Below are 26,217 nucleotides of genomic sequence, written 5' to 3'. Positions count from 1 at the left end.
CCCAGCTAGCGGCAGAATTTCAGGGAGCTAAAGACCGTCGATCGAAAATACTTACCGCTGATTCATTACAGATCGGAAGTTTCCTGACACTCGCTTCCGCTGTCCTGACATAGGTGCCCCAGCGCGCAGATTCAGATGCATTTGGCCGGATCGAAGTGTGCTGGTGATGCAGCGATTTTCCGACGTTTTGCCGACATTGGCGCGTGGCCGACAGACGCGTATGACTGGCTATTGGATGCATGCAGGCCAGTTCTGCATCGGGCGCCTGACAAGACAGACGCGAGCCCGATAGCGCATAGGCTGTGCGAGGTACTTCAGTGGAAGGGGCCGCACGCGGCGTCGCGCGTATTCCCGCACCGCAGCATGCATGGCAGGAACATCATGTGCTGCAGTTGGGGCCATCGGGTGCGCACGCAGCGCGCCGCGATGGCGATCACTCTTTGCTCAGGCTTCCAGCGCAGCGAGCACGTCTGCGTGCAGTTGCTTGGCGCCATTCTCGCTGTTGAAGCGCGCAAAGACTTCTTCGCCGGAGATCAGCCCGACCCGAACCGAGTGGCAGTACGACCCGAAGCTTTCGCCAGCGTTGAAGGGGTCGCTGATGACAGAGATATGGTTGAGGCGGACCCGGGCGGTGCCGAACTGGATAAACATCTGCGATCTCCTGTGTGAGCTTCGAGTTTCCCACGTTGTCGTGCGGTGCAGAAGCGTTTGCCGGTGTCTGGGTGCACACGGAGTTTGCCATTGCGTCGATAGCAGGCAGTGCCGGCCTGCGCAGGCGCACCGTCCGATGCGTTGGGCCGCGACTCACGCGGGCAAACAGCCAGCACGTACACTGCCGTCCCCTGATGCTGAGTTCGCCCGATGTCCGATCCGATCCGTCTCGATAAATGTGTGGCTGCCGCGTTCGGCTGCTCGCGTGGCGAGGCCCAGCACTACATCGAGGGCGGGTGGGTCAGCGTGGACGGCGTGGTGGTCGAAGAACCGCAGGCGCTAGCGACCGCGGCGCAGGTCACCCTGGCCGAAAATGCGGTGCCGGTGCCTGCCGAGCCCGCCACCTTGTTGCTGCACAAGCCGGCAGGCGTCTGCGTCGATGCCGCGCTGGCGCTTGCCACGCCGGCAACGCGCAGCGCGCTGGATCAGTCCGACGTACGTGTGCTGAAGCGGCACTTCCTACGCTTACATGCACCGCTGCCGCTGGAAGAGGTGGCCAGCGGCCTGTTGATCCTGAGCCAGGATGGCCGCGTGCTGCGCCGGCTGAGCGCTGACGCTGGCACGATCGAGCAGGAATTCCTGGTGGAAGTGCGGGGTGAGTTGCGCCCTTACGGAATGGCGCGGCTGGCGCATGGCTTGGTCTACCAACAGCGCAGTCTCCCGCCTTGCAAGGTGAGCTGGCAAAGCGAAGACCGCTTGCGGTTTGCAATCAAGCACGTGCAGCCCGGCCAACTGCGCGACATGTGCGGCCAAGTGGGCCTGGAGGTCGTGAGCATTCGCCGCTTGCGCGTGGGCCGGGTGCCGCTGGGCAAGCTGGCGATCGGCGAATGGCGCTACCTGCCGGCAGGCGAGCGGTTCTGACTGCAGCACGGAGTGAGCGGCTGCAGCCGCTGTCAACACGTAGCGCTGGGTGCGCGTGTGCTCAGTCACGGCCAGCAGCGCATGCAGCGATTATTTCTTGTTGCGCTTTTTCTTGGCACGCGTGACCAGAAACAGCACCACGGCAATCACACCAATGACCAGGATGATGAAGGCCGGAGATAAAAACGAATTGTCGCCCATGCGGAACTCCTGACAGTCTTGCGCAGCACAGCGCTGCGATGACGTTAGCCTAGCGAGCAGCCTGCTTGATCGCGTGAAATGCATGGTGTGCTGCAGAAGCAGGCGGATGTTTCCGCCGCTTCGATGACCCAGGGCATCTACGTGCGCGGCGCGGAGGCGGACGTTGCCTTGCATCGATCGATGCAGCAATAGTCACCTTGCACGAGTCGGAGTGTGCCTCTGCAGCGTGATTCGGGAAGCATCGCCCCGTGCATCAGGGGGTGGCCAAGCAGGCGCTTGCACAGTGATACGCGCACATCGGCATGCTGCGTGGAGTGAGTGCCGGGGAGCCGATGGGCGATTGCAATGACAATTGCACTGCGGTCAATTGCAGGACGCGACTGGCCTTCCATGCATGGAGCCGGGCGGCAATCGTTTCCTGCTAAACGACTGCACGGACGAACGCACGCGCAGATCGTGGGGGGAAAGCGCGACCATTCTGTCGCGCCTTCGCGCCTTCGCGCCTTCGCTCCTCCGTGTTCCGGCAGGGGCGTGCTCTGCGCCCCGCGAGTTGAGCGGCCCAACAGGCCTCGCGTCCGGTAGCTGCAGTTTAAATGCGGCATCGGTCACGTAAATCGGGCGAGAGCCGACAAGCTGTCGGGACGTTTCCGACAGCCGTCGCGACGACTTGTGCATGACCGTGGGCCTGTGCCCACCGCTCACCGCTCACCGCATCACTGAAACGTGGAAGTGCAGCGGAAACCGGAACAATCGATCTGCACCGTGGTGCCGCTGCTGCAGACCGCGCTGAAGCGCGTGGCGCTGGTGGCCTGCACGGTGCCGCATTGCAGGCCATTGCTGATGCCCTGGGCGCGGCTGGCCGCCGAGTCGGTCGACATCGCTGGGCCTGCAGGCCCAGCGTTGCCTGCGGCTGCCGCAGGCACTGCCGTAACGACTGCCTGCTCGGAGGCTGCCGGTTCGCTCGGCAATGGCAGGGTGACCGCCGACGCGTGCGTGGGGCTGCCGGAACTGGAATTGCGTGTCGCCACCACACCGTGCGCGTTCTCACCCTGCAGCGGCTGGCCCCGGTGCTCACGATGGCGGTCGAAGCTCAGCGTCTGCCCGAACACCAACTGGATCCAGCTCGGGTAGGTATAACCGGTGCCCTTGCTGTGATCGACGATGGCGCCGATCGCCCCGCCGATCAGAATGTTGCCCCAAATGCCCATGTTGGCGCGCGAGATGGAACGGCCCGCGGCATCACTTTGGCCGGGCAGCACGCAGGTCACCTCCAGATCGCGCGCGGAACGACGCACTTGTGCGGTCTGGCCGGACTTCACCGTGACCCGGCTCTTGTCGTTGCTGATGGCGCAGTCGGCGCCGGAAACCAGCTGCCCGTCGGCGGTCTTGGTGTCGATGCGAATTGGCTGGGTCGCGTCGTCCATGACCGTGGCGCAACCGCTTAGCGCAGCCATGGCAATGGCTGCGGTCACTAGATGTCTCATGTTTTCCCCTGGTGTTAAGACACGGTACTGCCAGCCGGGCGATGCGCCGCGTCTGTGGTACTACCGTGTCGTGGTCAATCCCCGTTGCCGCCGCATCGCGCGAGGGCCGGCATTTAATACCGGGATTGTGGGCAACCGTCCAGTCGCGGCCGCTCGTGTTACGCGACTGGCGTGGCCAGCACGCGGTGCTTGGCCATCACGCTGCGGATCGCACTCAGCAGTTGCTCAGGGGCATAGGGCTTTTCTAGGAAGGCCACGCCGTCGGGCAGGATCTCTTCCACATATTCGACCGCCAGGCCGGAAGTCAGCAGCACCGGCAGGTTGTACGGCGCATGCGCGGTCTTGAGCGCCAAGTCCACACCGGTCAAGCCGCCCGGGAAATGGATATCGGAAAACAGCACGTCCACGCGCGGGTCGCTTTCGATCAGGGCCAAGGCTTCTTCGACCGAGCCGGCGCTGCGGCAAGTGAAACCATAGCTCTCCAGCACAAGGCAGCTGAGCTGTCGGGTTCCGTCGCCGTCTTCGACAACGAAGACAACCGGCCGTTCCTTGTTCTGTGGCATGAGCTGGTCTCGTAAGGCAGGCCACATTCTCAGCGATGCGGCAGTGAACCCTCTGTCAACGCACACCTTGCCGTATGGTTACCAGCCGAACGGGCCCGGACCATAGCCACCAGGTGCATAGCGCGGGCCAAAAATGGAGCCCTCACCACGTCCGACACTGATGCTGACGCCAATCTGGTGCGCCTTCCCGTCGTCGTCGTAATAGGTCTTGCAGGAATTCAAATTCACCGCCTGCCAGTTGCTGTTGCCGCCGCGGCTGGAATAGCCCAGGCCTGTCTCGACAGCACCATGCAGCTTGCCCTGGCATTGCTCGGCGCGTTCGGCAGCGATGGAAGCGGCACTTGGCCGGGCCAGCGCCGGCTTGGGGCCGCTCTTGTCGCCGTAGAAGGTGCCCGGCGGGTCGTTGCTGTATTCCGGGTCGGAGCGGAGCTGCACCGGGGCTTGCGGAATGCTCAGGTCCAGCGAACGTGCGGTCGCCGTTTCGGGGCTGCCGTCGCTGGCTTGGGCCAACGCACTTCCAGCGGCGACGCTGCCGGCGGCAAACAGAGTGACCAGGACAAGCAGGCTGCGTTTCATCGGTTGGACTCTACGAAGAGGGGCTGGCAGCGCGTGCCAGCTCGCCCTGTGAAACTAGCAACGGCTGATTGAATGCGCGCTGTCGATCTTGCGGATTTTTGTGGCGTGCGCGGTGTTGTGTTGACACACGCTGCTGCATCAGCCCTGGTCGCGCACGATCTCGATCAATTGCGCGCCGTAGCGCGCCAGCTTGCCGCCGCCGATGCCGCCCACCCGCGACAGCGCATCGATGCTGGTTGGCCGTTGCTCGGCGATGTTGCGCAAGGTGCTGTCGTGGAAGATCACGAAGGCCGGCACGTTCTGTTCCTTGGCCAGATCCGCGCGCAAGCCACGCAAGGCGTTGAACAGCGCCAGATCCTGCGGCTGCACCGGCAGGCCGGTGCGCTGCGCGCTACGCTCGCGCCCGGCAGCCGGATTTTCGCGGCGCATCATGACCTGGCGCTCACCCTTGAGTACCTGACGGCTGGCATCGGTGAGGCGCAGGCCGCCGTGACCTTCGCTATCGACTTCCAGCAGGCTGGCGGCCACCAGCTGGCGAAACACGCCGCGCCAGGTGCGTTCGTCCAGATCGCGGCCGATGCCGTAGGTGCTCAACTGGTCGTGGCCCAGCTGTTTGATGCGTTCGTTTTCGCTGCCGCGCAGGATGTCGATCAAATGGCCCACGCCGAAACGCTGCCCGCTGCGGTAGACGCAACTGAGCGCTTTCTGCGAGGCCACCGTGGCGTCCCACGCGGCGGCCGGGGTCAGGCAGTTGTCGCAGTTGCCGCAGGGTTTGGGATAGGTCTCGCCAAAGCCTGCCAGCAGCACCTGGCGGCGGCATTGCATGGATTCGCAATAGCCAAGCAGGTGGTCGAGCTTGGCGCGCTCCAGGCGCTTGCGCTCTTCGGCCGCTTCGCCTTGTTCGATCATCTGCTTGAGCAGCACCACATCGCCCAGGCCGTAGCACAGCCAGGCCTCGGCCGGGTCGCCGTCGCGGCCGGCGCGGCCGGTTTCCTGGTAGTAGCCCTCCAGCGATTTGGGCAGATCCACGTGCGCCACAAAGCGCACGTCCGGCTTGTCGATGCCCATGCCGAAAGCGATCGTGGCGGCCATGATGATGCCGTCCTCGCGCAGGAAGCGGCGCTGGTTTTTTGCACGCACCTCTGCCGGCAGGCCGGCGTGATAGGGCAGTGCATTGAAGCCTTGCGCGCACAGCTGCTGTGCGGTTTCTTCCACCTTGCGCCGCGACATCGCATACACGATGCCGGCCGCGCCACGATGACGGCCCAGGAATTCCTGCAGCTGCTTGCGCGCGTTGTCCTTCTGCACCACCGTGTAGCGAATGTTGGGGCGGTCGAAGGAACTGACGAAGTGGCGCGCGTCCACCAGATCCAGGCGCTCTGCGATTTCGCGCTGGGTCGGCGGGTCGGCGGTGGCCGTCAGCGCCATGCGCGGAATGTGCGGCCAGCGCTCGTGCAGTACGGTGAGCTGGCGGTATTCCGGACGGAAATCGTGGCCCCATTGCGAGACGCAGTGGGCTTCGTCGATGGCGAACAGCGCAATGCGGCTGCGTTCCAGCAACGAAAGGAAGCGCTGGGTCAGCAAGCGCTCGGGCGCAACATAGAGCAGGTCCAGGTCGCCGGACAGCAGGGCGCGTTCCACGCGCTGGGCGTTTTCTGCATCCAGGGTGGAATTGAGGAATTCGGCGCGCACGCCTAGCTGGCGCAGGGCCTCGACCTGGTCCTGCATGAGCGCGATCAGCGGCGAGACCACGATGCCGATGCCGTCGCGTAGCAGCGCCGGCACCTGGTAGCACAGCGACTTGCCGCCACCGGTGGGCATGAGGACCAGGGCATCGTTGCCGGCAGCGACGTGTTCGACGATGGCCTGCTGCGGGCCGCGGAAGTCGTTGTAGCCGAAGACGCGGCTGAGCAGTTCGTGGGCGGGGGAAGACATCCGCCTAGGATACCGTGCGGGTCAAGCCCTGGCCGGGCAGATGCTGGGTGGGACGACGCGAAGAGGCATCAGGGATTGCCGTGATGCGGCTGGCGGATGGCCGGCAGTGTGTGAAGTCTTGTGCGCAGTCAGCGCCATGAGGCTTCGCCCCGTCCCCTCACCCCAACGCTTTCCCGATGGGATAGGGGCTTAATTCCCGGCAATTGATGCAGAGGGTGTGGCAAAAGACTGTGGCGTCCTGCAGAACCTGTACATCATGCGCCATCGTCGTGAACCTAACCACCCATAGCCCCCTGAGTCAGGGGGCGCGCCGAAGGCGCGGGGTGTGGAGATGCGTAGCGGGGCCCAACGTTTGCACCGCGAATGTTGGGGGACATGTCCGCGAAGCGGAGATGGCTGCGCCCCCTGAGTCAGGGGGCGCGCCGAAGGCGCGGGGTGTGGAGATGCGTAGCGGGGCCCAACGTTTGCACTGCGAATGTTGGGGGACATGTCCGCGAAGCGGAGATGGCTGCGCCCCCTGAGTCAGAGGGCGCGCCGAAGGCGCGGGGTGTGGCAGGCAATTGAGCTGGGGCCCAAGGTTTCGCAACTGCAAAACCTTGGGCAAACCCGCAGGGGGCGAAGCCCAGAGGGTTTACTGCAGCAGCGAGCGCAGCATCCAGGCGTACTTTTCGTGGGTCTGCAGACGCTGGGTCAGCAGGTCCACGGTCGGATCGTCGCCGGCATCGTCGGCGGTGCCCAGCACCTTGCGGGCGGTGCGGCAGACCGCTTCATTGCCGCTGACCAGCTGGCGCACCATTTCGCGCCAGTCGGCGCTGTCGCTCAGGCCCGGCTCTTCCGGGATCGAGGTCAGCGCGACGAATTCGCGATACGAGCCCGGCGCGTTGTAGCCCAGGGCACGGATGCGCTCGGCCACTTCGTCCAGCGCCGCCCATTGTTCGGTGTACTGGGTTTCGAACATGGTGTGCAGCGAGTTGAACATCGACCCGGTGACATTCCAGTGGAAGTTGTGGGTCTTCAGATACAGGGTGAAGGCGTCAGCCATGTAGCGGGCCAGACCGTCGGAGATCTGCTTGCGATCGGCGTCCTTGATCCCGATATCGATATGCGGCGCCGAGGCGGCTGCAACCGGCAGGGCATCGTTGACGATGACGGGCTTGTTGGCGTTCTTTTTCTTGGACATGGAAGGGTCCTTCTGAGGGTTGATGTCTGACAGAACAGTTATGGCGTCACAATAGACAGGCTAAAGGATCAAACGTCATTCAATTTTTCACATTTTTCGATCAATGAGCGCTATCGACTCCACCCTTGCCGAGACCTTGCGTGAGCGCCGCCGTGCCGTGGATGGCGCGATGAGCCGCGACCGTGGCCGCCTGCTGGGCCTATGGTCACGCTGGCAGGGCAAGCCGGGCAACCCGCAGGTGCGCGAGGCGTTCGAGCAGGCGCTGGCGGCATCGCAGGCACAACGCCAGGCGCGGGCCGAGCAGCAGCCGGCGATCACGCTGGACCACCAGTTGCCCATCGCGCGCGAGGCCGAGCGCATCATCGCGCTGATCCGCGACCATCAGGTGGTGGTCATCGCCGGCGAAACCGGTTCGGGCAAGACCACCCAGCTGCCCAAGCTGTGCCTGGCAGCCGGGCGCGGAGCCGCCGGGATGATCGGTTGCACCCAACCACGCCGGATCGCCGCGCGTGCAGTGGCCGCGCGCGTGGCCGAGGAACTGAAGACGCCATTGGGCACGACGGTGGGCTTCCAGGTGCGCTTCACCGATCGCGTCAGCGATCAGTCACGCATCAAGTTCATGACCGACGGCATACTGCTGGCAGAAATCGCCAGCGACCGTTGGCTGTCGTCCTACGACACCATCATCGTGGACGAGGCGCACGAGCGCAGCCTCAACATCGATTTCCTGCTCGGCTATCTCAAGCAGTTGCTGCACAAGCGCTCCGATCTGAAGTTGATCGTCACCTCGGCCACCATCGATACCGAGCGCTTTGCACAGCACTTCGACAATGCGCCGGTGATCAGCGTGGAAGGCCGCACCTTCCCGGTCGAGGTGCGTTATCGCCCGCTCGAAGGCGATGCGGGCGAAAGCGAAGACGGCGAACACGGCAGCGGCCGCGACGGTGAGCGCAGTGTCAACGATGCGATCGTGGCGGCCATCGACGAAATCACCCGCATCGACCCGCGCGGTGACGTGTTGATGTTCCTGCCGGGCGAGCGCGAGATTCGCGATGCGCACCAGTCGCTGGAACGGCGCAAATACCGCGAAACCGAAGTGGTGCCGCTGTACGCGCGGCTGTCGGCAGCCGATCAGGACCGCGTATTCAATCCGGGTCCGCGGCGGCGCCTGGTACTGGCCACCAACGTGGCCGAAACCTCGCTGACGGTGCCGCGCATCCGGTATGTGGTGGACCCGGGGCTTGCCCGTGTCAAGCGCTACAGCCCGCGCCAGAAGCTGGACCGTCTGCATATCGAGCCGATCTCGCAGGCCAGCGCCAACCAGCGCATGGGCCGTTGCGGGCGCATTGCCGAGGGCATCTGCTACCGGCTGTATGCCGAAGCGGACTTTGCCGCGCGTCCGGCGTTCACCGATCCGGAAATCCGACGCTCCTCGTTGTCCGGGGTGATCTTGCGCATGCTGCAGTTGGGGCTGGGCAGGATCGAAGATTTCCCGTTCCTGGAGGCCCCCGACGAACGTGCGGTGGCCGATGGCTGGCAACAGCTGCTGGAGCTGGGCGCTATCGACGCGCAGCGGCGTCTAACCGCCACTGGGCGACAGATGGCGCGCCTGCCGGTGGACGTCAAGCTGGCGCGCATGCTGGTGGCCGCGCAGCAACATGGGTGCTTGCGCGAGATGATCATCATCGCCGCATTCCTGGGCATCCAGGATCCGCGCGAGCGCCCGCCGGAAGCGCGCGAGGCCGCCGATAACGCACACGCGTTGTTTGCCGATGCGCGCTCTGAATTCGTTGGCATCCTGCGCTTGTGGGATGCGTACCGGCAGGTGCATGAAGATCTGACCCAGTCCAAGCTGCGCGACTGGTGCAGCCGGCATTTCCTCGGTTTCTTGCGCATGCGCGAGTGGCGCGAGCTGCATCGACAACTGCGCTTGCTGTGCGAAGAACTAGGTTGGAGCGAAGAGCCGGCCAATGTGATGCTGGCGCCGCTGCTGGCCGGTGCCGGCGCGCCGGTCCGCGAGGACGGCCATAACGCCAACCGGCCCACGCGTGGCCAGCTTCACCGTGCTGCGCGACTGGCGCGCGAAGGCAAGCCCGATCCCAACGCAGCGCCGGCGCGCAGCAGCGAGCGCGAACGTGCGGCGGCGTATCAGGCGCTGCATCGCGCACTGTTGGCGGGGCTGCCGACGCAGATCGGCCATCGCACGGAAAAGGGCGACTATCTGGCCGCGCGGCAACGCCGCTTCGTGCCGTTCCCGGGTTCGGCGCTGGCGCGCAAACCGCCGCCGTGGATTTTGGCGGCCACGTTGCTGGACACGCAGAAAGTCTGGGGCATGACCAATGCCGCGATCGAGCCGGACTGGCCCATCGCCGAGCTGCCGCATCTGCTGGCGCGCAAGCATTTCGATGCGCATTGGTCGCGTGCGCAGGGGCAGGTGGTCGCTTCGGAACAGATCAGCCTGTTCGGACTGGTGCTGGCGCCGAAAAAGCCCGTGCATTTCGGCAAGATCGACCCGGCCGCAGCGCATGACCTGTTCGTGTGCCAGGGCCTGGTGACGGGCGAAATCAATACGCGGGCCGCCTTCGTGGCCGACAATCTCAAGGTGCTCGAACAGGCGCGCGAGGAAGAGGCCAAGTTGCGTCGCGCCGGTATCGTCGCCGACGAAGGCTGGCAGGCGCGCTGGTATCTGGATCGCATTCCGGCCGAGTTGCATTCGGCCAGCGGTCTGGATGCGTGGTGGAAGACCTTGCCGCCGGACAAGCGCCGCAGCTTGCATTGGTCGTTGAACGACCTGCTGCCGGGCGAAGGCAGCGAAGCCGATCGCTTTCCGAAGTATTTCCCGCTCGGCGATGCGCGCCTGCCGTTGCATTACCGTTTCGAGCCGGGTGCCGTCGACGACGGCGTGACGCTGGAGGTGCCGCTGCACCTGCTCAATGCGCTGGATCCAGCGCGGCTATCGTGGCTGGCCCCGGGCTTCGTCGCCGACAAGGCGTCTGCGTTGATTCGTAGCCTGCCCAAGGCGCAGCGCCGCAACTACGTGCCGGCACCGGATTTCGGGCGCGCGTTCTACGAGGCTTACAGCGTTGCCTCGGCCGACGATATCCGCGGCGAACTGGCGCGCTTTCTGGCCAAGGCTACCGGGACGCAGGTGACGGCGCTGGATTTCGATGAGCAGGCGCTGGACACGCACCTGCTGATGAACCTGCGCCTGCGCGATGACGAGGGCAAGGTGCTGGCCGAGTCGCGCGATCTGGACGGGCTGCGCGCGCGCTACGGAGAACGTGCCGGGCAGGCGTTTGCCGCACGGGCCGGGCGCGCGCTGGCCGCCGAAGGATTGCGCGATTTTCCCAGCGCGCCGATTCCCGAGCAGGTGGCCGGCGAGGCCGGCGTGCCGGCGTATCCGGCGCTGGTGGATCAGGGCGAAACTGCTGCGCTGCGTATCTTTGCCGACCGCAACGAAGCGATGCGGGCGCATCCGTGCGGCGTGCGTCGGCTGCTGGAAATCGCATTGGCCGACAAGATCAAGCAGGCACGCAAGCAATTGCCGGTGTCGCCCAAGACCGGGCTGCTGTATGCGGCGATCGAATCGCAGGAACGCTTGCGTGGCGATCTGGTCGATGCGGCGCTCAATGCCGTGCTGGCCGATGGCCTGGGCGCCATTCGCGACCCTGGCGCATTTGCGCAGCGCCGCGACGATGCGAGCAAGCGGCTGTTCGGCGAAGCGATGGAGCGCTTGAAGTTGGCCGAAAGCATCCTGGGCGCGGTGGCCGCACTCAAGCCACTGCTGGAAGCACCGTTGATGGGCTGGGCACGCGGCAATCTGGATGACATGGAGCAGCAACTGCGCGCGTTGGTGCATGCAGGCTTCCTGCGCGACACGCCGGCCGACGCATTGGCCAATTATCCGCGCTACCTCAGGGCGATGATCCTGCGCACCGAGCGCGCAAAGCGCGATCCTGCGCGCGACCAGGCGCGCATGCTCGAGCTCAAACCCTTCGTGGATGCAGTGGCAGAGGCCGCCGCGCGCGGTTTGCAAAACCGCCAAGAGTGGCAGGCGCTGCGCTGGGATCTGGAAGAACTGCGCGTGTCGGTGTTTGCGCAGGAGCTGGGTGCCAAATCCGGCGTTTCGGCGAAGAAACTGTCGCAACGGGTGGCTGCATTGCGCAGTTGAGCCTTCGTGTAGGGCATGCAGCCGAACAAGGCCGCGTGCGCTTCTACAACGCATGCGGCGGCTGTCTTCGAGACTGAGAGCGGCCAGCAAACCGTAGCGAGCAGTGGTCAGGTCGGCGGACGGCGCACTCATCGCCGGACGTACACAGGGTATGCCCTGCTATGAGCACCGACTGCGCCCGCCTGGCGGTGAGCGCAGTCGGTGCTGGCTGCGCTAGAACTTCACGTGCAGGCTGGCCATGTAGCGGCGTCCGCTCTTGTAGCGGCCGGCCAGATGGTCCTTGTCGCCCAGATACTGCAGGTAGTCCTCGTCCAGCAGGTTCTGCGCATCGACCTGCAGCGACCAGTTCGGGCTGAACGCATAGCCGATGCTGGCGCCGAACTCGGCGTAATCGTCCACGCTGGCCGGTGCCGCACCTGCCACATAACCGCCGGCCAGGTAGCTGTCGCGCCAGTTGTAGGTCAGCCGCGCATTGAGCGGGCCTTTTTCGTAGTAAGGGCTGAAGGCAAGGCTGTTGCGCGACTGGTAGGGCAGTGCATCGCCAGTGTTGTTTTCGCCAGCGGCATAGGTGTAGTTGGCGGTCAGGCCGAAGCCGCTGTCGCCGAACGGTTGCTGGAAGGAGATGTTGAAGCCCTTGACCTTGCCATCGCCGGCATTGCGCGGCCGCTGAATGCTGTAGTCGCAATAGCCATCGGCGGTACAGCCGTTGCTGCCCACCAGCTGCGCCCAACTTTGCGGTGCGGTATCGCGCAGTGCGTTGTACTGGCGCTCGATGCCGGCGCTGGTGTCGATGTAGTTGTCGATCTTCTTGTAGAACACCGACCACGCCACCACCGCTTGCTGCGCGAAATAATATTCGGCAGAGAGATTGAAGTTCCAGGATTCGTACGGCGAAAGCTCAGCATTGCCGCCGCTGCCGGTCAACGTGGTGTCGTTGAGGAAGGTGTTGTTGACCATCTGGTTGTACGGTGCCCAGGCGATGACCTGGGCCGCGGCGAAGCGGAACACCCAGTCGTCGCTGGTGTCATACGACAGCGTCAACGAAGGCAGCAGAAAGTCTTCCTTGCGGGTGCGGGTCTGCCACAGGCTGCCGGCATCGGCAAGGGAGGGCGTGCCGCTGTAGACGAAGCCGCTGCCTTCTGTCTTGGAATCCACGTAGCGCACGCCAAGATTGCCGCGCAGACCTGCGCTGGAAAAATTCAGCTGCGCATAGGCCGCATTGTTGGTCTGCTCGAGCGCCCAGCTGTTATTGAGGTAGCTGGCCGGATCCGGCGCGCTGTAATCGACCGGGCTGTTGCGGATCCATTTCAGCACGTTGTTGCGACCTGCCTGTAGATGTTGGCCGTGATCGGGATAGAACCCCTGCAGATCGGTGAGTCCGATCGTGCCTACGTCGGCCAGGGTGCCCGGCGTGACACCGCCATAGACATTGAGCTCGAAGCGTTCGTCATGCTTGCCGTGGCGCACGCCCAGCAGCAATTGATTGAACACGCTGTCGAATTGCAGGTTGAGATCCAGCTGGCCGTACGTGTCCTTGCTTTCGGTGGAGAAGATGCCGTTGTTGCCGAACCAGCCGCCGGCCGAGCCCCAGTTGGCCGGGTTACGTGCCGCTGCCGAATCGTCGAAGCGGATGCCGCGGCGGGTGTCCCAGCTGAAGCCGCCGTTGTAGAACGGCTCGATGAAGTATTGCGACAGGTCGGTGTTCTCGGACTTGCTCTGGCCCACCTGTCCGTTCACGCCCCAACCCTCGCCGCGGAAGGCGCCGCGCAGGTCCAGTCCTTTGGTCGTCACCTCCGATTCGCGCACGTTGTTGTCGTAGATCACCGTGCCGCCGAGCGGGATGGCATTGGTGCTGGAGTGGCCACTGTTGACCACGCCGTTACGGACGTCGCCAAGTTGGTCCACCGCCGCCACCGTGCCGGCATTCCAGGTCAAGAAGCTGTACACCGACTGGTTGTAGTTGTCGAAGTTCTCGTTGATGTACAGGCCGCTCAGATTGAACTCCAGCGCCTCGCTGGGCTTGAGTTGCATGTTGACCACCGCGCTGTCGCGTTCGCGATCCTGCTGGAACCAGGCAGCGTTGATCGAGTTGGGCACATCCGCATCGGCAGGCACGTCCCCTGCGGCATTGGCGAAGGTGCTGGCCGGTACGTAGCCGAACACTTCCATGCCGCGGCGGTCCACGCGCTCTTCGTAATGCTGCGCCGACACCGCAATGCCGAAAGTCTGCGCTGCGTTCTTCCAGCTGTAGAGCAGTGCCGCGTTGGGTTTGCCCTGGCTGGCCTGGTCGCTGTAGCTGTAGCCGATGGATGCAGCCACTTCGTTAACCTTCAGGTCCAGCGGCTGCCGCGTGTGCATCAGCACCGTGCCGCCCAGGCTGCCTTCGGTCAGCCGCGCTTCGGAGGATTTGAGGATTTCCGCACGGCCCAGGATCTGCGGGGCCAGCAGGGTGTAATCGAACCCGCGGCTGGGCTGTTCGCCGTAGAGCCAGATCGCCTGCGCGACCGGATGCCCGTCCAGGAACGACAGATTGAGGCTGGGGTCGGTGCCGTCGATACTCACGCGCTCGCCTTGCCCGAAGCGTCTGTCCAACGTCACGCCAGGGATCTGCGAAAGCGCTTCGGCCACATTGGTGCTTGGGAATTTGCCGATGTCTTCGGCAGTGATCGCCTCGGAGATGCCGGTGTTGTTGCGTTTGGTGTCGAGCGATTTTTCCAGGCTGGCGCGGATGCCGACCACCTGGACGGCATCCAGGTCGGTGGCTTGCGTGCCGACGCTGTCCTGGGCTTGCGCAGCGAATGCCAGCGACATTGCGATGGCGCTGGACAGCAGGGTGGTGCTGTATTTCATGATGTCTCTCCTCATCACGCACAGGGATGGACGGCGGGCTGCTGCTCGCCGGATGCGGGGTCTTGCAGACGCGCGCTCGGGGTAGAGCGCGTGGTAGATCGCTTACGACAGGTCGGTGTGGTGCTGCAGATACCAGTTGGCTGCGCCGAGCACGCCCAATTGCCCGTGCTCGACCAATTTGACCGGGATGCGTTCGAGCACCGCGCGCATGTTTCCCTTGTCCAGGAAGCGCTCGGCAAAGGTGCTGCCAGCCAGGAACTGACCGATCGTCGGCAGGAAGCCCCCGGCCAGATAGATGCCGCCGGCAGCGCCGTAGGCCAGCGCCATGTCGCCGACCGCGCTCCCCAGCAGGCCGCAAAACATCTGCAGGCACTCGCGCGCAAGCGCATCGTCTTCGTGCAGCGCTGCGTGCGTCACCGCAGCGGGCAGGCGATGACGCGGCGTTGCGTCATGCAGCTCGCACACCGCAGCGTAGAGATGCAGTAATCCCGGGCCGGAGAGCACGTGCTCCAGTGGCAGATAGTGCCGGTCACGCAACAGGCGTTGCAGCAAGGCATATTCGTGCGGGTGGGTGCTGGCCAGCGCGACCTGGCCGGCTTCGGTGGCCAGCACGATCGCGCGTGGCTTGGCATCGATCCACAGTGCTGCACCCAGGCCGGTGCCGGGGCCCACTACCAGAATCGGCCCGTTGGCACGCGCATGGCGCGGCGTCGGCCCGCTCAGTTGCAGCACGGCGCGTTGTTCCATCTGCGGCGCTGCGTAGGCCACCGCCTCGAAATCGTTGACCAAGTGCACGTTGCGCACTGCCAGTGCGGCACCGATGCGGCTGGGCGAGATCGTCCAGGGCAGGTTGTTGCTGATGAAGCTGCCATCGTCCAGCGCCACGCCCGCACTGGCGATAACCACCGCATCGACGCCGCGCCGTTGTTGCAGGAAATCCTCGAGGATGGCCTGGAGACTGGCGTATTCGGCGCAGCGATAGGTGCGGTAATGCGACAGCTCGATGGCTGCATCGCGCGCCTACAGCATGTGCCCGACACGCACATGCGTGCCACCGACATCGGCAGCGACGAAGCTGGTGGCAACGGGGACATCGGGCGAGGCAGAGGCGTAAGCGGAACGCGAAATCGCAGCCACATTCAGTCCTTTGGTCCGTCTGAGCGGCAGATGCCGTCAGCGAGTAGGGGCCTGTGTAGGAGTTGGTGACAACGATGTCAATGGATCAGTCGGGTTGGATCGATCTTGGTGGCGTGCTCAAGTGCAAAAATGCGCCGTTCGGCGTTGTCTATGCGGACTTCGTTGCGCAAAGTGGACAAATGCGTCCAACGGGGCGCGGTGCATGCTGGAAAGCGGGCTCGGCAAGCCGGCGCATGGCCTTTAGCTGCCTATCAGGTGCTTCCGTCGTCTATTGCCCGCCCACCCTGTTTCAAGGCCTGCGTCAGCGCACCGCAGCACCGGCAATCACGCCAGGCAACGTGCTGCAGGCCGCATGATCGGTGGGCGGTGCCTGGGTGGGGTAGCGCTGCTTGCCGAGCACATAGGTCTGGCTGGTGGCAACGAACCCGTCTGCGTAAGTGGCTTCGATGAAATACGCGCTCCAGCCGTTCTCCGGAATCTGCACCGGTACCGTGACCGTGCCGCCGCCAGCAAGCGCAATCGGCGTGGCGCTGTAGCGTATGCCGCAGGCGTAGCGGAAATCGCGCGCCTGTGGATTATGTGCACTCCATAGCTGCAGCTGCGTTGGCTGCTCGGAGGAGCGGAAGCGAATCTGCGGCGCTTCGCCCGTGCGCAACACATCGCTTACCTGCGGTAACGGGCGCTGCTGCTGCAGGCGCGTGATAAACGGCACCAAGGTATCGACGACGGAGGCGCGGATGTTGTGCGCACTATTAGGCAGGACGCGTAGCGCCTTTGCGCCGGGCAGCGCGTTGTAGAAGAACTGGGTGTTGTCCGGCAGGAAGAAGTCGTCGCCGCTGGCATTGACGATGTACTTGGGCACCGCCAGCCGCGTGCGGTACGGCGTATGCAAATAACTCAGCGGATCTTGCAGTTGCACCAACTGCGCGAAGGCCGGGGTCTGCAGCTGTGAGGTGATGCCCTGCTTTGCATAGGCGTTGAAAGCGATCGGCCAGTTGCCGCCATAGGTGCGGAACATATGCTCCAGCACTGCCGGCATGTTGAGGATGTCGATCACCAATGGCGCCACCGCCTCCACGCGCCGGTCTGCGATGGTTGCGTGCCAGCTGGCCCATCCGCGTTTGGAGGCGCCGGCAAGGACGAAGCGATGGATGCGCAGCGGGGCCAGTTCACGCTCGGCCAGGCTCATGGTGCGCGCAATCGCGGCCGCCATCGGCACGTGCAGCGGCACTGTCTTGCGCTGCTGCGGTGCCTTGAGGAACAGCGACCAGCTATAGGCCACGCTGTCGTCTTCGCGGCGTGGGCTGGCATCGCCCTGGTAGGTCAGCGCCTGGTTGGGAATGTCGCTGAGCGCGATCACCACCGTGCGGGTGCGTTGCGCCAACGCCGCCAGCGCCTCGGGCGCCAACTCGCTGGCCGGCTGCGCCGTACCGCCATCCACTGGATGGCGCGTGCCGTTGGTTGAGATCAACACTGCGCGCGTGGGCAAGGCCGCTTTCGGCACGTAGATCGCCACGTCATGCTGCCAGCGCGCCGGCGTGACCAGTCCCTCGGGCGACCAGTCCTGTGAGGTCAGCAGGTAGTCGCGCCGCTCGACACCGGCAACGCTGCTGGTGCCAACGCGCGTATAGGTCAGCGGTTGTTGTTCGATGGCATCGTGGTAACACACCAGGGCTTGCCCGAAGCCAACCTCCGGCGCATTGGCGCAGCGCTCCGCCGGCGACGCAGCAGATGCGGTGGGGGTAGCGGGCGCGACGCCTGCAAAGAGTGTCAGGGACGATAACAGGGCGAGGCTGCAATAGGTCATCGAGCGCATGCATGTTCTCCAGAGACCGTGCGTGTGGCCAGCGATTGCTGCGACCAATCGCGTGGGAAAAACGCAGTCAGCGGTCGCATCAGCGGCGGGGGGCGCAGTGTGTGCACGAGTGTACGCGTGGTCCCTGACGGTAAGGACCACGGCACCTGTCGCGACCGGCAATGGGCTGCATCTGCGCGATGCCGAGTTGCGATGATTCGGCGCGCCGCGTTGGCTGCGCCTGGGCGTTGCGGGTGTGCACCGACGCTTGCGCTGCGTCTGTCGTCACCCACGCCGCTTTGCGCATGCGCTGTTCTGCAGCGAGCGACCTGAAGCGGCTGGGATTGCGATCTCGCACGCGCAACGCCCAGCGGCGGGAGTCGCGCCGCGCGTGCCGATGCCAGGCGCGGCGACGTCTTCGGCAGCCGCGCAAGCTTGGCCGGTGCCTTTACTTGATCCGCCGCACCTTAGCCGGGGTGTTGTAACCCTCGATCTGCAGATACCACACGCCAACCAGACCCGGCTTGATCTTGACCTTGGGTGCGTCCTTGCGCACGCCGGACAGGCTGGCGGCATCGGTCTGTTCCCACTCCTGACCATTGGCCAGCGTGTAGACGCGGCCCTTTGCAAAGCCCTTGAAGTCGCCCACCATCGTGCTCTCGATCGGCTCCTTGCTGCCGAAGTCGAAGAAGCCGCGGTTCTTGACGATCACTTCCTGGCGGCCGGCTTCTTTGGCCTGTTCGACCACCACGGCAGCCTCCTTGGCGACCTTGCCCTGCAGCCAATCGTTGAGCGCGGCCAATTCACTGGCATCGAGTTTGTCCAGGCCGGCGGCCTTGAACTGTTCGGCACTCATCTGCGACTGCAGGTCGCCTTGCACCGCGCGTTGCGCCAGGGCGGGGGCGGCATGCAGCGCCACGGTCAGGCAAACCAGCAAGGGAATGCGGCGCGCAAGCGACATGGAAGCCATCCAAAGAAGAAGAGGGGCCTAGTGTAGACGCTGTTGGCGCCGGCCGACGCGGCTTACTCCAGCGTGTCGGCGGTGGATGGTGCCGGGCGTTCTGGGCGGCGGTAGACGAAGGCCGGCGCCGGCGATGCCGACTCCAGCTCGGCGGTTGCGCGCACCTGCGCGAGCGTTCGCAGACCGGGTCCAGCGTGGCGGCATCGCCGCTGAGCGCCAGCGCCTGGCAGCGGCAGCCACCCCAGTCGATCTCGCGCTTGGGGCAGCCCTGGCACACCTCCGGCATCCATGAGGTGCCGCGAAAGCGCACGAATGCCTCGCCGTTGTTCCAGATATCGGCCAGCGAGCGCTCGCGCAGATTGTCGAAGCGCATGCCCTCGATGGTTTCGGCGGCATGGCAGGGCAGCACGTCGCCGCGCGGGGAAATATTGACGAAGCGCTGGCCCCAGCCGCCCATGCAGGGTTTGGGCTGGCGCGCGTAGTAATCGGGCGTGACGAAATCGATCGCCAGGCGGTCGCCGAGCTGGCGACGCGCGGTTTCCACCGCGTCGATGGTGGCCAGCAGTTGCGCGCGGCTGGGCATCAACGCAGCGCGGTTGCGCAGGCCCCAGCCGTAGTACTGGGTGTGCGCCACTTCGATGCGCTCGGCCTGCCATTCCAGCGCCAGCGCGATCATGCCGGGCACGCGTTCGGCGTTATGGCGGTGTAGTACCGCGTTGATCGTCAGCGGCAGGCCGCGGGCGCGGACCGCGGCGGCGAATTCGCGCTTCTTGGACAAACTATTGCGATAGCCGGCGATGCGGTCGGCACCGGCCGCATCGACGTCCTGCACGCTCAACTGCACATGTTCCAGCCCGGCCGCCTGGAGTTGGTCCAGCATCGGCTCGCCGCCAGCGACGCCGGAGGTGATCAGGTTGCTGTACAGCCCGAGCGCGCGCGCATGGGCGACCAGGTCGGGCAGGTCTTTGCGCAGCATCGGTTCGCCGCCGGAAAAATGCGCCTGCAGCACGCCCATGTCGGCGGCCTGCTGCAACAGTGAGCGCCAGCCTGCGGTGTCCATCTCTTCGCGCAGCGCCGCCAGCGCGATCGGGTTGGAGCAATACGGGCACGCCAACGGGCAGCGGTGGGTCAATTCCAATAACACCGACAGCGGTGGCGGCGCGGTGCTCATAGCCGCAGCAAACGCTTCTGATGCAGGGTATCGGTGAGTTCGATCACGTCCGCTTCGATTTGCGCCGCGTCCGCATCGAATTGTGCAGCGAGCTCCTGCGCGATCTGCGCCAGCGAACGCGTGCCGTCATAACGTTGCGCGATCACCAAGGCAATGTCGTCCAGCTCGACCACGCGTTCGGGTGCCAGCAGCACCCATTGATCGCGCGCGCGGTCGTGTTGCAGGCGCACGCCTGCACGCAAGGCTGGCTGGCTGTCGCGGGTAATGCCGCTCATGCCGCGACCCGGCCGGCGTCGCGGTCCGGCACGAAGGCATCCGGCCAGACGATGCCCGGCGCTACGTAGGCCACGTGCAGTGCATCCAGTTGTGCCCACAGCACCGAGCACTTGAAATGCAGCGCGGCCTTGACCAGCGCCTGCTTTTCGACCGTATCGGCATGCTGCCTGACGTAGTCCAGCGCGAAATCCGAATCGCGGGGCGCCTCGGTCAGGCGATGCTCGAAATAGGCCAGCGCTTCGGACGAGACGAAGTCGTAATGCTTGAGCATGCCGGCCACGCGCTGGCCGATGATGTTGGGCGCGAACAATTCGGTCAGCGACGAGGCGATTGCTTCGAGCAGGCTCTTTTCGCGCACGAACTGCAGGTACGCCTGCACCGCAAAGCGCGTGCCGGGCAGCAGCGCGCGCCCGGACTCCACCAGCGTGCGCTCCAGGCCCAGCGCGTCGGTCAGGTGCAGCCAGCGCGCGATGCCGCCGTCGCTTGCGCTACTGCCGTCGTGGTCGAGGATGCGTTGCCGCCAGATCCGCCGCAGCGCCGGATCTTCCATGCGCGCCAGAATCGCCGCGTCCTTCAGCGGAATGCAGCGCTGGTATTCGAAGCGATTCAACGCCCAGGCCTGCACCTGGCCTCGGTCGAGCTTGCCGTGGTGCAACAGCGCATGGAATGGATGCTGGTCGTGATACAGGCGCGCGCCGATGGCACGCAGGTCCGCTTCCAGTTGGTCGGGGCTGAGCAGGGCGGTCACAGGTCGATCTCCAGGCCGTCATGTGCAACCTCCCAACCACTGGCGCGCGCGCTGGCGAACTCCGGCGAGAGGCTGTTGAGCACGGGATTGGTGGTGTTGAGATGGATGAAGATCTTGCGCGCCACGTTCAACGGTGCGAATGCGGCGATGGTGCCGTCGGGGCCATCGATGCTCATATGGCCCATGCGCTGGCCGGTCTTCTGGCTGACGCCCAGCTGCACCATCTCGTCATCGCGCCACAACGTGCCGTCAAAAAACACCAGTTCGGCCCCCTGCAGGCGCGCACGCAAGGCGTCGGTCATCGCAGCGCAGCCGGGAATGTAATGCATGCGGTGGCGGCCATCGTCGATGGTGAGTCCGAGGGTTTCTTCATCGGACCCCGCCAGGTCGCCGCCGCTGCGCGATTCCATGAACAAGGGCACCTTGCCGGGCACCGAAAACGGCGTGAGCGCTAATCCGCACAGCGCCAACGGTGTGTCCAGCGCGAACGGTTGCCGGCTCACGTAGTGTGGATTGACGGCGTCGAAAATCGGATTCTGCGCGAGCAGATCCAGCACGCGGCGGCTGGCATGCAACGAAAACCGCTGGCTTTCGCGCATCGAGAGCAGCCCGGCGATGTGGTCGATCTCGCCGCTGGTCAGCAGCACCGCCTCGATCGGCGAATGCCGCAGCCCTTGCTGCGGCCACAACGCCGGCGTTGCAAGAATTTGTTGGCGGAAATCGGGAGAGGCGTTGATCAGCACCCAGCGCTCGCCGTCGGCGCTGACCGCGACACTGGCCTGGGTACGACGCTGGGCACCGTCTGTCTGCTGCCATGCCCGCAGGCTTGCGGGGGTATGGCAATTCCACTGCGGGTGCCCACCGCCGGCCGCCGATCCCAAAACAATGATGCGCATGGAGAACGGGACCTAATCTGCCGGCAATTGCCGGTCATGCATCAAAAGGAAGGGCGGCAAGGTAAGCGTGAAACGTGCAGGATCAAAACTCGCCGGACACGTAGAAGTTGATTTCGGCGCCACAATTGACTTCACGAACGACAGGCTTCTTCCAGGTCTTCATACGGCTACCTCGCAGTTGGGAAAAACGTCGCTGGCTGCTGGATGCAACGCACGACGTGCCCCGAGCATAGGCAGGCGGTCTAGCGTAGTTGTAAAGGGCACGTAAAAAGGCGCAGAGGTTCCGATTTCCGTTTGCCGCGCCGTGCCGCTTTTCGCGGCGGCCGTTGACGAATCAAGACGTTGCGGGGTGAACCTGGCATAAGCACGCGCGTCGTCCTGCGCAGTGGGGGCCCTGGTAAAACGCGTTGTGGAGAAGGTGACGCGCACGTTACCGTAGTCATCAGCTCCCCGTTGTTGCCCGCCGCCGTGCCCACCGCTGTGACCAGTTCCTCATTTGATCGCCTGCAGGCGTTGCTGCAGCGTGCGGCCGTGGCCTCGATCGCACCGGCAGTACGCGACGCGCTGGCGCGGGCCTGGCAGGACCTGCCGCCCGCACAGACCGATAGCGTGCCGTGGGCATTGCTCGGCGACACCCTGGATGCCTTGGCGCTGCTGGCCGCCGACGAAGCCACCCTGATTTCAGCGCTGCTGTTCGATTTGCCTGCCTTGCGTGGCGCGATCGCGAGCCTGCCGTGGCAGCCGGCGGAGCGGCGGGTGGCGGTGGAAGGCCTGCTGGATGGCCTGGATGCGGCCGATCAGGTCTGGGCGCTGCACGCCGGACGCGAGGCCGGGCGCAACAGCGAAGGATTGCGGCGGTTGCTGCTTTCCATCATCCACGACCTGCGCGTGGTGCCGATCCTGCTGGCACGTCAGCTGGCACGCATGCGCGTTGCCGACCGCCTGAGCGAAGATGAGCGCCGCGCGCTGGCCCAGCTCACGCGCGACATCCACGCGCCGCTGGCGAACCGGCTGGGCATCTGGCAGGTGAAGTGGGAGTTGGAAGACCTGGCGTTCCGGCATCTGGAGCCGGAGACCTATCGCCGCATCGCCCGCGAAGTGGACGAAACCCGCGTGGCGCGCGAGCGCTACCTGGAAGCGGTCAAGCGCACCTTGTCGGCAGCGCTTGCCCAGCAGGGCCTGCGCGCAGAGGTGAGCGGGCGGCCGAAACACATCTACAGCATCTGGCGAAAGATGCAGAAGAAGCGGCTGTCGTTCGACCAGTTGTACGACATCCGCGCGGTGCGGGTCATGGTCGAGGACGTGGCGGCGTGCTATGCCGCGTTGGGCGCGGTGCATTCGCTGTGGGCGCCGGTGCCGAGCGAGTTCGACGATTACATCGCCCGGCCCAAGGCCAACGACTACCGCTCGTTGCATACCGCAGTGGTGGGCCCGGAAGGGCGCACGATCGAAATCCAGATCCGTACCTTCGAAATGCACGCCCAGGCCGAACTCGGCGTGGCCGCGCACTGGAAATACAAGGAAGGCGGCAAGGGCGGCGAAAAGGCATTCGACCGCAAGATTTTGTGGATGCGCCAACTGCTGGAGCAGGTGCAGGAGGGCGAGCATGGCGAACTGGCCGGCGCGCTGGATGCTGAGTTGATCGAAGACCGCGTGTATGCGCTCACTCCCAAGGGCGAGGTGATCGATCTGCCGCAAGGTGCCACGCCGCTGGATTTTGCGTATCACGTGCACACCATGGTCGGGCATCGCTGCCGTGGCGCGCGCGTCAACGACCGCATCGTGCCGCTCACCTATCGGCTGCGCAGCGGCGACCGGGTGGAGATCATGACCGCCAAGGAAGCCGATCCGCGCCGCGATTGGCTGCTGGCCTCCAACGGCTTTCTGGCTAGCGGGCGCTCGCGCGACAAGGTGCGCGCCTGGTTCCACAAGCTGGACCGCGCACGCAACGTGCAGGCGGGCAAGGACTTGCTAGATCGCGAGCTCAAGCGCCTGGGCCTGCAGCATGCCGATCTGAGCGTGGCCGCGCGCAAGTTCCACGCCGAAAATATTGATGAGCTGTATATCCAGGTCGCCCTGGGCGATACCGGCCCGAACCAGGTCAGCCGTGCGTTGCTGGAAGCCGAGCGTGCCGCGTCCCAGCCGGCAGTACCGGCGCCCCCGCGGCCGACCGCGCGGCGCGATGGATTGGGGAAATCCAAATTCACCGTCGAGGGGGTGGGCAATTTGCTGGTGCAGCTGGCGCGTTGCTGCCAGCCGGTGGCCGGCGAACCGATTGCCGGCTATCTCACCCGTGGTCGCGGCATCACCGTGCACCGCACCGACTGCGCGGCACTGGCGCGCCTGGCCGCCGCCCACCCGCAGCGGGTGTTGCCAGTGGAGTGGGGCAAGGCCGGCAGCGGCTACGAAGTGGATGTGCAGGTGCGGGCGGTGGACCGCCGCTGGCTGCTCAAGGACATCACCAACCTGATCGCCCAGGAAGACGCGCACGTGCTGGAAATCAACAGCGACAACGTGCGCGATACCGGCAGGGCGCAACTGCGGCTGCGCTTGAAGGTCAGCGACTATGACCAGCTGTCCGGTCTGCTCGGCAAGCTGGATGCGTTGCCCGGGGTGAGCGAGGTGCGGCGGCTGGGCTGAGTGCTGAAGATCTTGCCAGCGCCTACCGATCCGAACACAGCACATAAGGGTGAGGGCGCCGTGCTTGCCTGACGATTCCCGATTCCCGATTCCCGATTCCCGATTCCCGATTCCCGAAGAGCCCACACCGCCTTCGCAACCTCCACCGCTACCATAAGGCGGTGAACGCGTCCCCGTCAGGTCGCGCCAAGGATGGACGCCACCGTATGTCTCCGCTCCCGCGCTGGGCCAGATCGCCCCGCCTCTGGGCGCCACTGCGCAGCCGTGCGCTTTGGCGCATGGTGTTGGCGCTGTGCGCCTGCCTGCTGCTCACTGTGGTCGTGCTGCGCAAGCCGCTGGCCGATTGGCTGTGGCCGGACACGCGCATCCAGCAATTGTTGCAGCGGGGCGATGCGGCCCTGGCGCGCGGTCAGCTCAGCGCCGCCAACGGCAGCGGTGCGCGGGAACTGTTCGCCGCCGCACTTGCACTGGACAGCGACCGTGGCGAAGCCCGGACCGGGCTGGCGCGCACCGGCGCTGCTGCGGTAGCGCAGGCACGGGCAGCGGTTGCAGCAGGCGATGCCGAGGCAGCGCAGCGTGCGCTGGCGCTGGCAGGCGCCCTGGAGGTGCCGCAGGCGCAGATCGCCCCGGTCGCGGCGCGGCTGCGCGCGCTGCAGGCGCGTCGGGTCGGGTTGGATGCCTTGCTGGCGCAGGCCGCGCTTGCCCAGCAGCAGGGCCGCCTAGACGGCACGCCGGAGAGTGCGTTGCCGCTCTATCAACGCATCCTGACCCTGGCGCCCGACCGCACCGACGCACTGGAAGGCCGCGAAGACGCCTTGACCGACCTGTTGGCGCAGGCACGCCACGCACTGGCGCGCGATGCGCTCGGCGAGGCGTCGGCGTTGCTGGCCGCGGCCAAGCGGTACGACGCCGGGCATGTCGACATGCCGCTGACCGAAGGCCAGTACCACCGCGTGCTGGAACAGCGGCGCCAGCGGGCGCAGGCCTTGCTGCGCCGCGGTCGCCTGGCTCCGGCTGCGCGCGATTTCAACGCGGTGCTGGCTGCCGAACCTGGCGATGCAAGTGCCCAGCGGGGCCGCGACCAGGTGGCGGACGAGTACGCCGCACAGGCCGGCCGGCAGGCGGCGGATTTCCGCTTCGACGATGCGTTGCAATCCTTGCGTCAGGCGCAGCTTCTGGTGCCCGGCGCCGCATCGACCGTGCAGGCCGAGCAAGCGATTGCGCGCGCGCGCGACGCCCAGCGCGGCCCGGACGCGAGCCTGTCGCGGGGCACGCGCGAGCGCCGTCTGCGGGCATTGCTGCAGCGCGTTGCCGATGCCGAAGCGCAGCAACACTGGATGACGCCGCCCGGCGCCAGCGCCTACGACGCCGTGCGTGCCGCGCAGGCGCTGGCGCCGCGCGATCCGCGCGTGCTGCAGGCAGCGGCGCGCGTGGTGCCAGCCAGCCAGCGGTGTTTCGAGGACGAACTGCGCAACAACCGCCTGCGTGCCGCGCGCGGGTGCCTGGATGCCTGGCAGGCGCTGACACCCAATGCCGATGCCTTGGCCGGTGCGCGCCGCCGCCTTGCACAACGCTGGGTGGCGGTCGGGAGCGAGCGGCTGGGCCAGGAAGACGCAGCCTTCGCCCGCCGTGCACAGGACGAGGCACATCAGCTGGATCCGGGCTTGCCGGAACTGGCCGAATTCACGCGGCGGGTCAAGGCGGTGGCCGAGCAGCGGTGAGCGGTTGCCGGCGATACGGGCAACTTCTGAGCCAGCCGGGCGTGCGCAGTCCCACGGTCTAGGGCCTGTGTTGCATCAAATGCAGACACCGTCTCACGCTCCAAGCCCCCGTGGTTGCATCAGATGCAACGCGTGCTGCAGACGCATGTGAACCATGCGGTGCAGCCCCCGCAACAAACACGCCATGCGCGTTGCCACGCACACTCCCTTCTCCCACCAGGAGAAAATGTCCCGAAGGGGCGGATGAGGCTAAATGCGAAGCCTCCCGGTGCGGCGCAGGCGGATCAATCGCCCATCAAGCCGCGGACTGCGGCGTTTGGCGGTGCAACGATCCGAGCAG

19 protein-coding genes and 1 pseudogene are annotated in these 26,217 nt (G+C 65.4%); 4 read left to right on the top strand and 16 right to left on the bottom strand.

The features are described from left to right. Nucleotides 1-444: 444 nt before the first annotated feature. Nucleotides 445-651, bottom strand: coding sequence for a hypothetical protein (locus tag FLG15_RS15670; protein WP_057659588.1), 207 nt, complete (start codon nucleotides 649-651; stop codon nucleotides 445-447). A 210-nt stretch (nucleotides 652-861) separates the two neighbouring features. On the opposite strand from FLG15_RS15670, the gene FLG15_RS15665 reads away from it, so the two are divergent. Then, nucleotides 862-1,572 (top strand): rRNA pseudouridine synthase, encoded by a 711-nt coding sequence (locus tag FLG15_RS15665; RefSeq protein ID WP_017155536.1) that lies wholly within the window; start codon nucleotides 862-864, stop codon nucleotides 1,570-1,572. 90 nt (nucleotides 1,573-1,662) lie between these two features. Here the strand turns inward: FLG15_RS15665 and FLG15_RS23535 are convergent, their stop codons facing one another. The 6 genes from FLG15_RS23535 to FLG15_RS15630 form a co-directional block, all read right to left on the bottom strand. Then, complete coding sequence (locus tag FLG15_RS23535; RefSeq protein ID WP_169790132.1) at nucleotides 1,663-1,947, bottom strand: hypothetical protein; 285 nt, start codon at nucleotides 1,945-1,947, stop codon at nucleotides 1,663-1,665. Between the two features lie 539 nt (nucleotides 1,948-2,486). Further along, entirely contained in the window at nucleotides 2,487-3,245 is a 759-nt protein-coding gene (locus tag FLG15_RS23530; RefSeq protein WP_237377087.1) for a hypothetical protein, read from the bottom strand. 170 nt (nucleotides 3,246-3,415) lie between these two features. Further along, the gene (locus tag FLG15_RS15650) at nucleotides 3,416-3,820 is read right to left on the bottom strand and encodes a response regulator (protein ID WP_150146739.1); all 405 of its coding nucleotides are present in this window, start codon (nucleotides 3,818-3,820) and stop codon (nucleotides 3,416-3,418) included. Between the two features lie 78 nt (nucleotides 3,821-3,898). Continuing rightward, nucleotides 3,899-4,396 carry a hypothetical protein gene (locus FLG15_RS15645; protein ID WP_017155539.1) on the bottom strand — a complete coding sequence of 166 codons (498 nt, stop codon included), beginning with the start codon at nucleotides 4,394-4,396 and terminating at the stop codon, nucleotides 3,899-3,901. A gap of 138 nt (nucleotides 4,397-4,534) precedes the next feature. Beyond that, nucleotides 4,535-6,331 (bottom strand): DNA helicase RecQ, encoded by a 1,797-nt coding sequence (recQ, locus tag FLG15_RS15640; protein WP_150146736.1) that lies wholly within the window; start codon nucleotides 6,329-6,331, stop codon nucleotides 4,535-4,537. A gap of 631 nt (nucleotides 6,332-6,962) precedes the next feature. Further along, the gene (locus tag FLG15_RS15630; RefSeq protein ID WP_017155541.1) at nucleotides 6,963-7,511 is read right to left on the bottom strand and encodes a Dps family protein; all 549 of its coding nucleotides are present in this window, start codon (nucleotides 7,509-7,511) and stop codon (nucleotides 6,963-6,965) included. A 103-nt stretch (nucleotides 7,512-7,614) separates the two neighbouring features. On the opposite strand from FLG15_RS15630, the gene hrpA reads away from it, so the two are divergent. Further along, nucleotides 7,615-11,682, top strand: a complete 4,068-nt coding sequence (gene hrpA / locus FLG15_RS15625) for an ATP-dependent RNA helicase HrpA (protein WP_150146731.1) — start codon at nucleotides 7,615-7,617, stop codon at nucleotides 11,680-11,682. 213 nt (nucleotides 11,683-11,895) lie between these two features. Here the strand turns inward: hrpA and FLG15_RS15620 are convergent, their stop codons facing one another. The 9 genes and pseudogenes from FLG15_RS15620 to pqqA form a co-directional block, all read right to left on the bottom strand. Beyond that, nucleotides 11,896-14,532, bottom strand: coding sequence for a TonB-dependent receptor (locus tag FLG15_RS15620; RefSeq protein ID WP_057679066.1), 2,637 nt, complete (start codon nucleotides 14,530-14,532; stop codon nucleotides 11,896-11,898). Nucleotides 14,533-14,634: 102 nt separating this feature from the next. After that, complete coding sequence (locus tag FLG15_RS15615; RefSeq protein ID WP_342344113.1) at nucleotides 14,635-15,537, bottom strand: glucokinase family protein; 903 nt, start codon at nucleotides 15,535-15,537, stop codon at nucleotides 14,635-14,637. A 433-nt stretch (nucleotides 15,538-15,970) separates the two neighbouring features. Beyond that, nucleotides 15,971-17,485 carry a PhoPQ-activated pathogenicity-related family protein gene (locus tag FLG15_RS15610; RefSeq protein WP_057679064.1) on the bottom strand — a complete coding sequence of 505 codons (1,515 nt, stop codon included), beginning with the start codon at nucleotides 17,483-17,485 and terminating at the stop codon, nucleotides 15,971-15,973. A gap of 427 nt (nucleotides 17,486-17,912) precedes the next feature. After that, entirely contained in the window at nucleotides 17,913-18,425 is a 513-nt protein-coding gene (locus FLG15_RS15605) for a hypothetical protein (RefSeq protein WP_017155546.1), read from the bottom strand. A gap of 62 nt (nucleotides 18,426-18,487) precedes the next feature. Beyond that, nucleotides 18,488-19,596 (bottom strand): annotated as a pseudogene (gene pqqE, locus FLG15_RS15600) (pyrroloquinoline quinone biosynthesis protein PqqE). Next, complete coding sequence (gene pqqD / locus FLG15_RS15595) at nucleotides 19,593-19,871, bottom strand: pyrroloquinoline quinone biosynthesis peptide chaperone PqqD (RefSeq protein ID WP_017155548.1); 279 nt, start codon at nucleotides 19,869-19,871, stop codon at nucleotides 19,593-19,595. The pseudogene pqqE and the gene pqqD overlap by 4 nt, the downstream one beginning before the upstream one ends. Continuing rightward, nucleotides 19,868-20,620 (bottom strand): pyrroloquinoline-quinone synthase PqqC, encoded by a 753-nt coding sequence (pqqC, locus tag FLG15_RS15590; protein ID WP_057679062.1) that lies wholly within the window; start codon nucleotides 20,618-20,620, stop codon nucleotides 19,868-19,870. Before pqqC ends, pqqD begins: the two co-directional genes overlap by 4 nt. Next, nucleotides 20,617-21,516, bottom strand: coding sequence for a pyrroloquinoline quinone biosynthesis protein PqqB (pqqB, locus tag FLG15_RS15585; RefSeq protein ID WP_057686959.1), 900 nt, complete (start codon nucleotides 21,514-21,516; stop codon nucleotides 20,617-20,619). Before pqqB ends, pqqC begins: the two co-directional genes overlap by 4 nt. 82 nt (nucleotides 21,517-21,598) lie before the next feature. After that, nucleotides 21,599-21,679, bottom strand: coding sequence for a pyrroloquinoline quinone precursor peptide PqqA (pqqA, locus tag FLG15_RS15580; protein WP_057686960.1), 81 nt, complete (start codon nucleotides 21,677-21,679; stop codon nucleotides 21,599-21,601). A gap of 290 nt (nucleotides 21,680-21,969) precedes the next feature. Between pqqA and FLG15_RS15575 the strand changes: the two genes are divergently transcribed. Beyond that, the gene (locus FLG15_RS15575) at nucleotides 21,970-24,156 is read left to right on the top strand and encodes a RelA/SpoT family protein (protein WP_057677673.1); all 2,187 of its coding nucleotides are present in this window, start codon (nucleotides 21,970-21,972) and stop codon (nucleotides 24,154-24,156) included. Between the two features lie 278 nt (nucleotides 24,157-24,434). Beyond that, a complete protein-coding gene (locus FLG15_RS15570; RefSeq protein WP_057677674.1) occupies nucleotides 24,435-25,877 on the top strand; it encodes a hypothetical protein in 1,443 nt (480 codons plus the stop codon). Nucleotides 25,878-26,217 lie beyond the last annotated feature (340 nt).

Origin of the sequence: Xanthomonas phaseoli pv. dieffenbachiae (assembly GCF_008639345.1) — a bacterium.
Classification (GTDB): domain Bacteria; phylum Pseudomonadota; class Gammaproteobacteria; order Xanthomonadales; family Xanthomonadaceae; genus Xanthomonas; species Xanthomonas phaseoli.
Note: the sequence above shows the minus strand (reverse complement) of the source record. Positions and strands in the feature narration are given on the sequence as shown.

What these genes read in the sequence shown, in the direction of transcription:
- FLG15_RS15665 (WP_017155536.1), top strand. Translation starts at nt 862, where the DNA reads ATGTCCGATCCGATCCGTCTCGATAAATGTGTGGCTGCCGCGTTCGGC.
- pqqD (WP_017155548.1), bottom strand. Translation starts at nt 19,871, where the DNA reads ATGAGCGGCATTACCCGCGACAGCCAGCCAGCCTTGCGTGCAGGCGTG.
- hrpA (WP_150146731.1), top strand. Translation starts at nt 7,615, where the DNA reads ATGAGCGCTATCGACTCCACCCTTGCCGAGACCTTGCGTGAGCGCCGC.
- FLG15_RS15645 (WP_017155539.1), bottom strand. Translation starts at nt 4,396, where the DNA reads ATGAAACGCAGCCTGCTTGTCCTGGTCACTCTGTTTGCCGCCGGCAGC.
- FLG15_RS15670 (WP_057659588.1), bottom strand. Translation starts at nt 651, where the DNA reads ATGTTTATCCAGTTCGGCACCGCCCGGGTCCGCCTCAACCATATCTCT.
- pqqA (WP_057686960.1), bottom strand. Translation starts at nt 21,679, where the DNA reads ATGAAGACCTGGAAGAAGCCTGTCGTTCGTGAAGTCAATTGTGGCGCC.
- FLG15_RS15630 (WP_017155541.1), bottom strand. Translation starts at nt 7,511, where the DNA reads ATGTCCAAGAAAAAGAACGCCAACAAGCCCGTCATCGTCAACGATGCC.
- FLG15_RS15605 (WP_017155546.1), bottom strand. Translation starts at nt 18,425, where the DNA reads ATGTCGCTTGCGCGCCGCATTCCCTTGCTGGTTTGCCTGACCGTGGCG.
- FLG15_RS15570 (WP_057677674.1), top strand. Translation starts at nt 24,435, where the DNA reads ATGGTGTTGGCGCTGTGCGCCTGCCTGCTGCTCACTGTGGTCGTGCTG.
- FLG15_RS23535 (WP_169790132.1), bottom strand. Translation starts at nt 1,947, where the DNA reads ATGCAAGGCAACGTCCGCCTCCGCGCCGCGCACGTAGATGCCCTGGGT.
- FLG15_RS15650 (WP_150146739.1), bottom strand. Translation starts at nt 3,820, where the DNA reads ATGCCACAGAACAAGGAACGGCCGGTTGTCTTCGTTGTCGAAGACGGC.
- recQ (WP_150146736.1), bottom strand. Translation starts at nt 6,331, where the DNA reads ATGTCTTCCCCCGCCCACGAACTGCTCAGCCGCGTCTTCGGCTACAAC.
- FLG15_RS15610 (WP_057679064.1), bottom strand. Translation starts at nt 17,485, where the DNA reads ATGCGCTCGATGACCTATTGCAGCCTCGCCCTGTTATCGTCCCTGACA.
- pqqB (WP_057686959.1), bottom strand. Translation starts at nt 21,516, where the DNA reads ATGCGCATCATTGTTTTGGGATCGGCGGCCGGCGGTGGGCACCCGCAG.
- FLG15_RS15620 (WP_057679066.1), bottom strand. Translation starts at nt 14,532, where the DNA reads ATGAAATACAGCACCACCCTGCTGTCCAGCGCCATCGCAATGTCGCTG.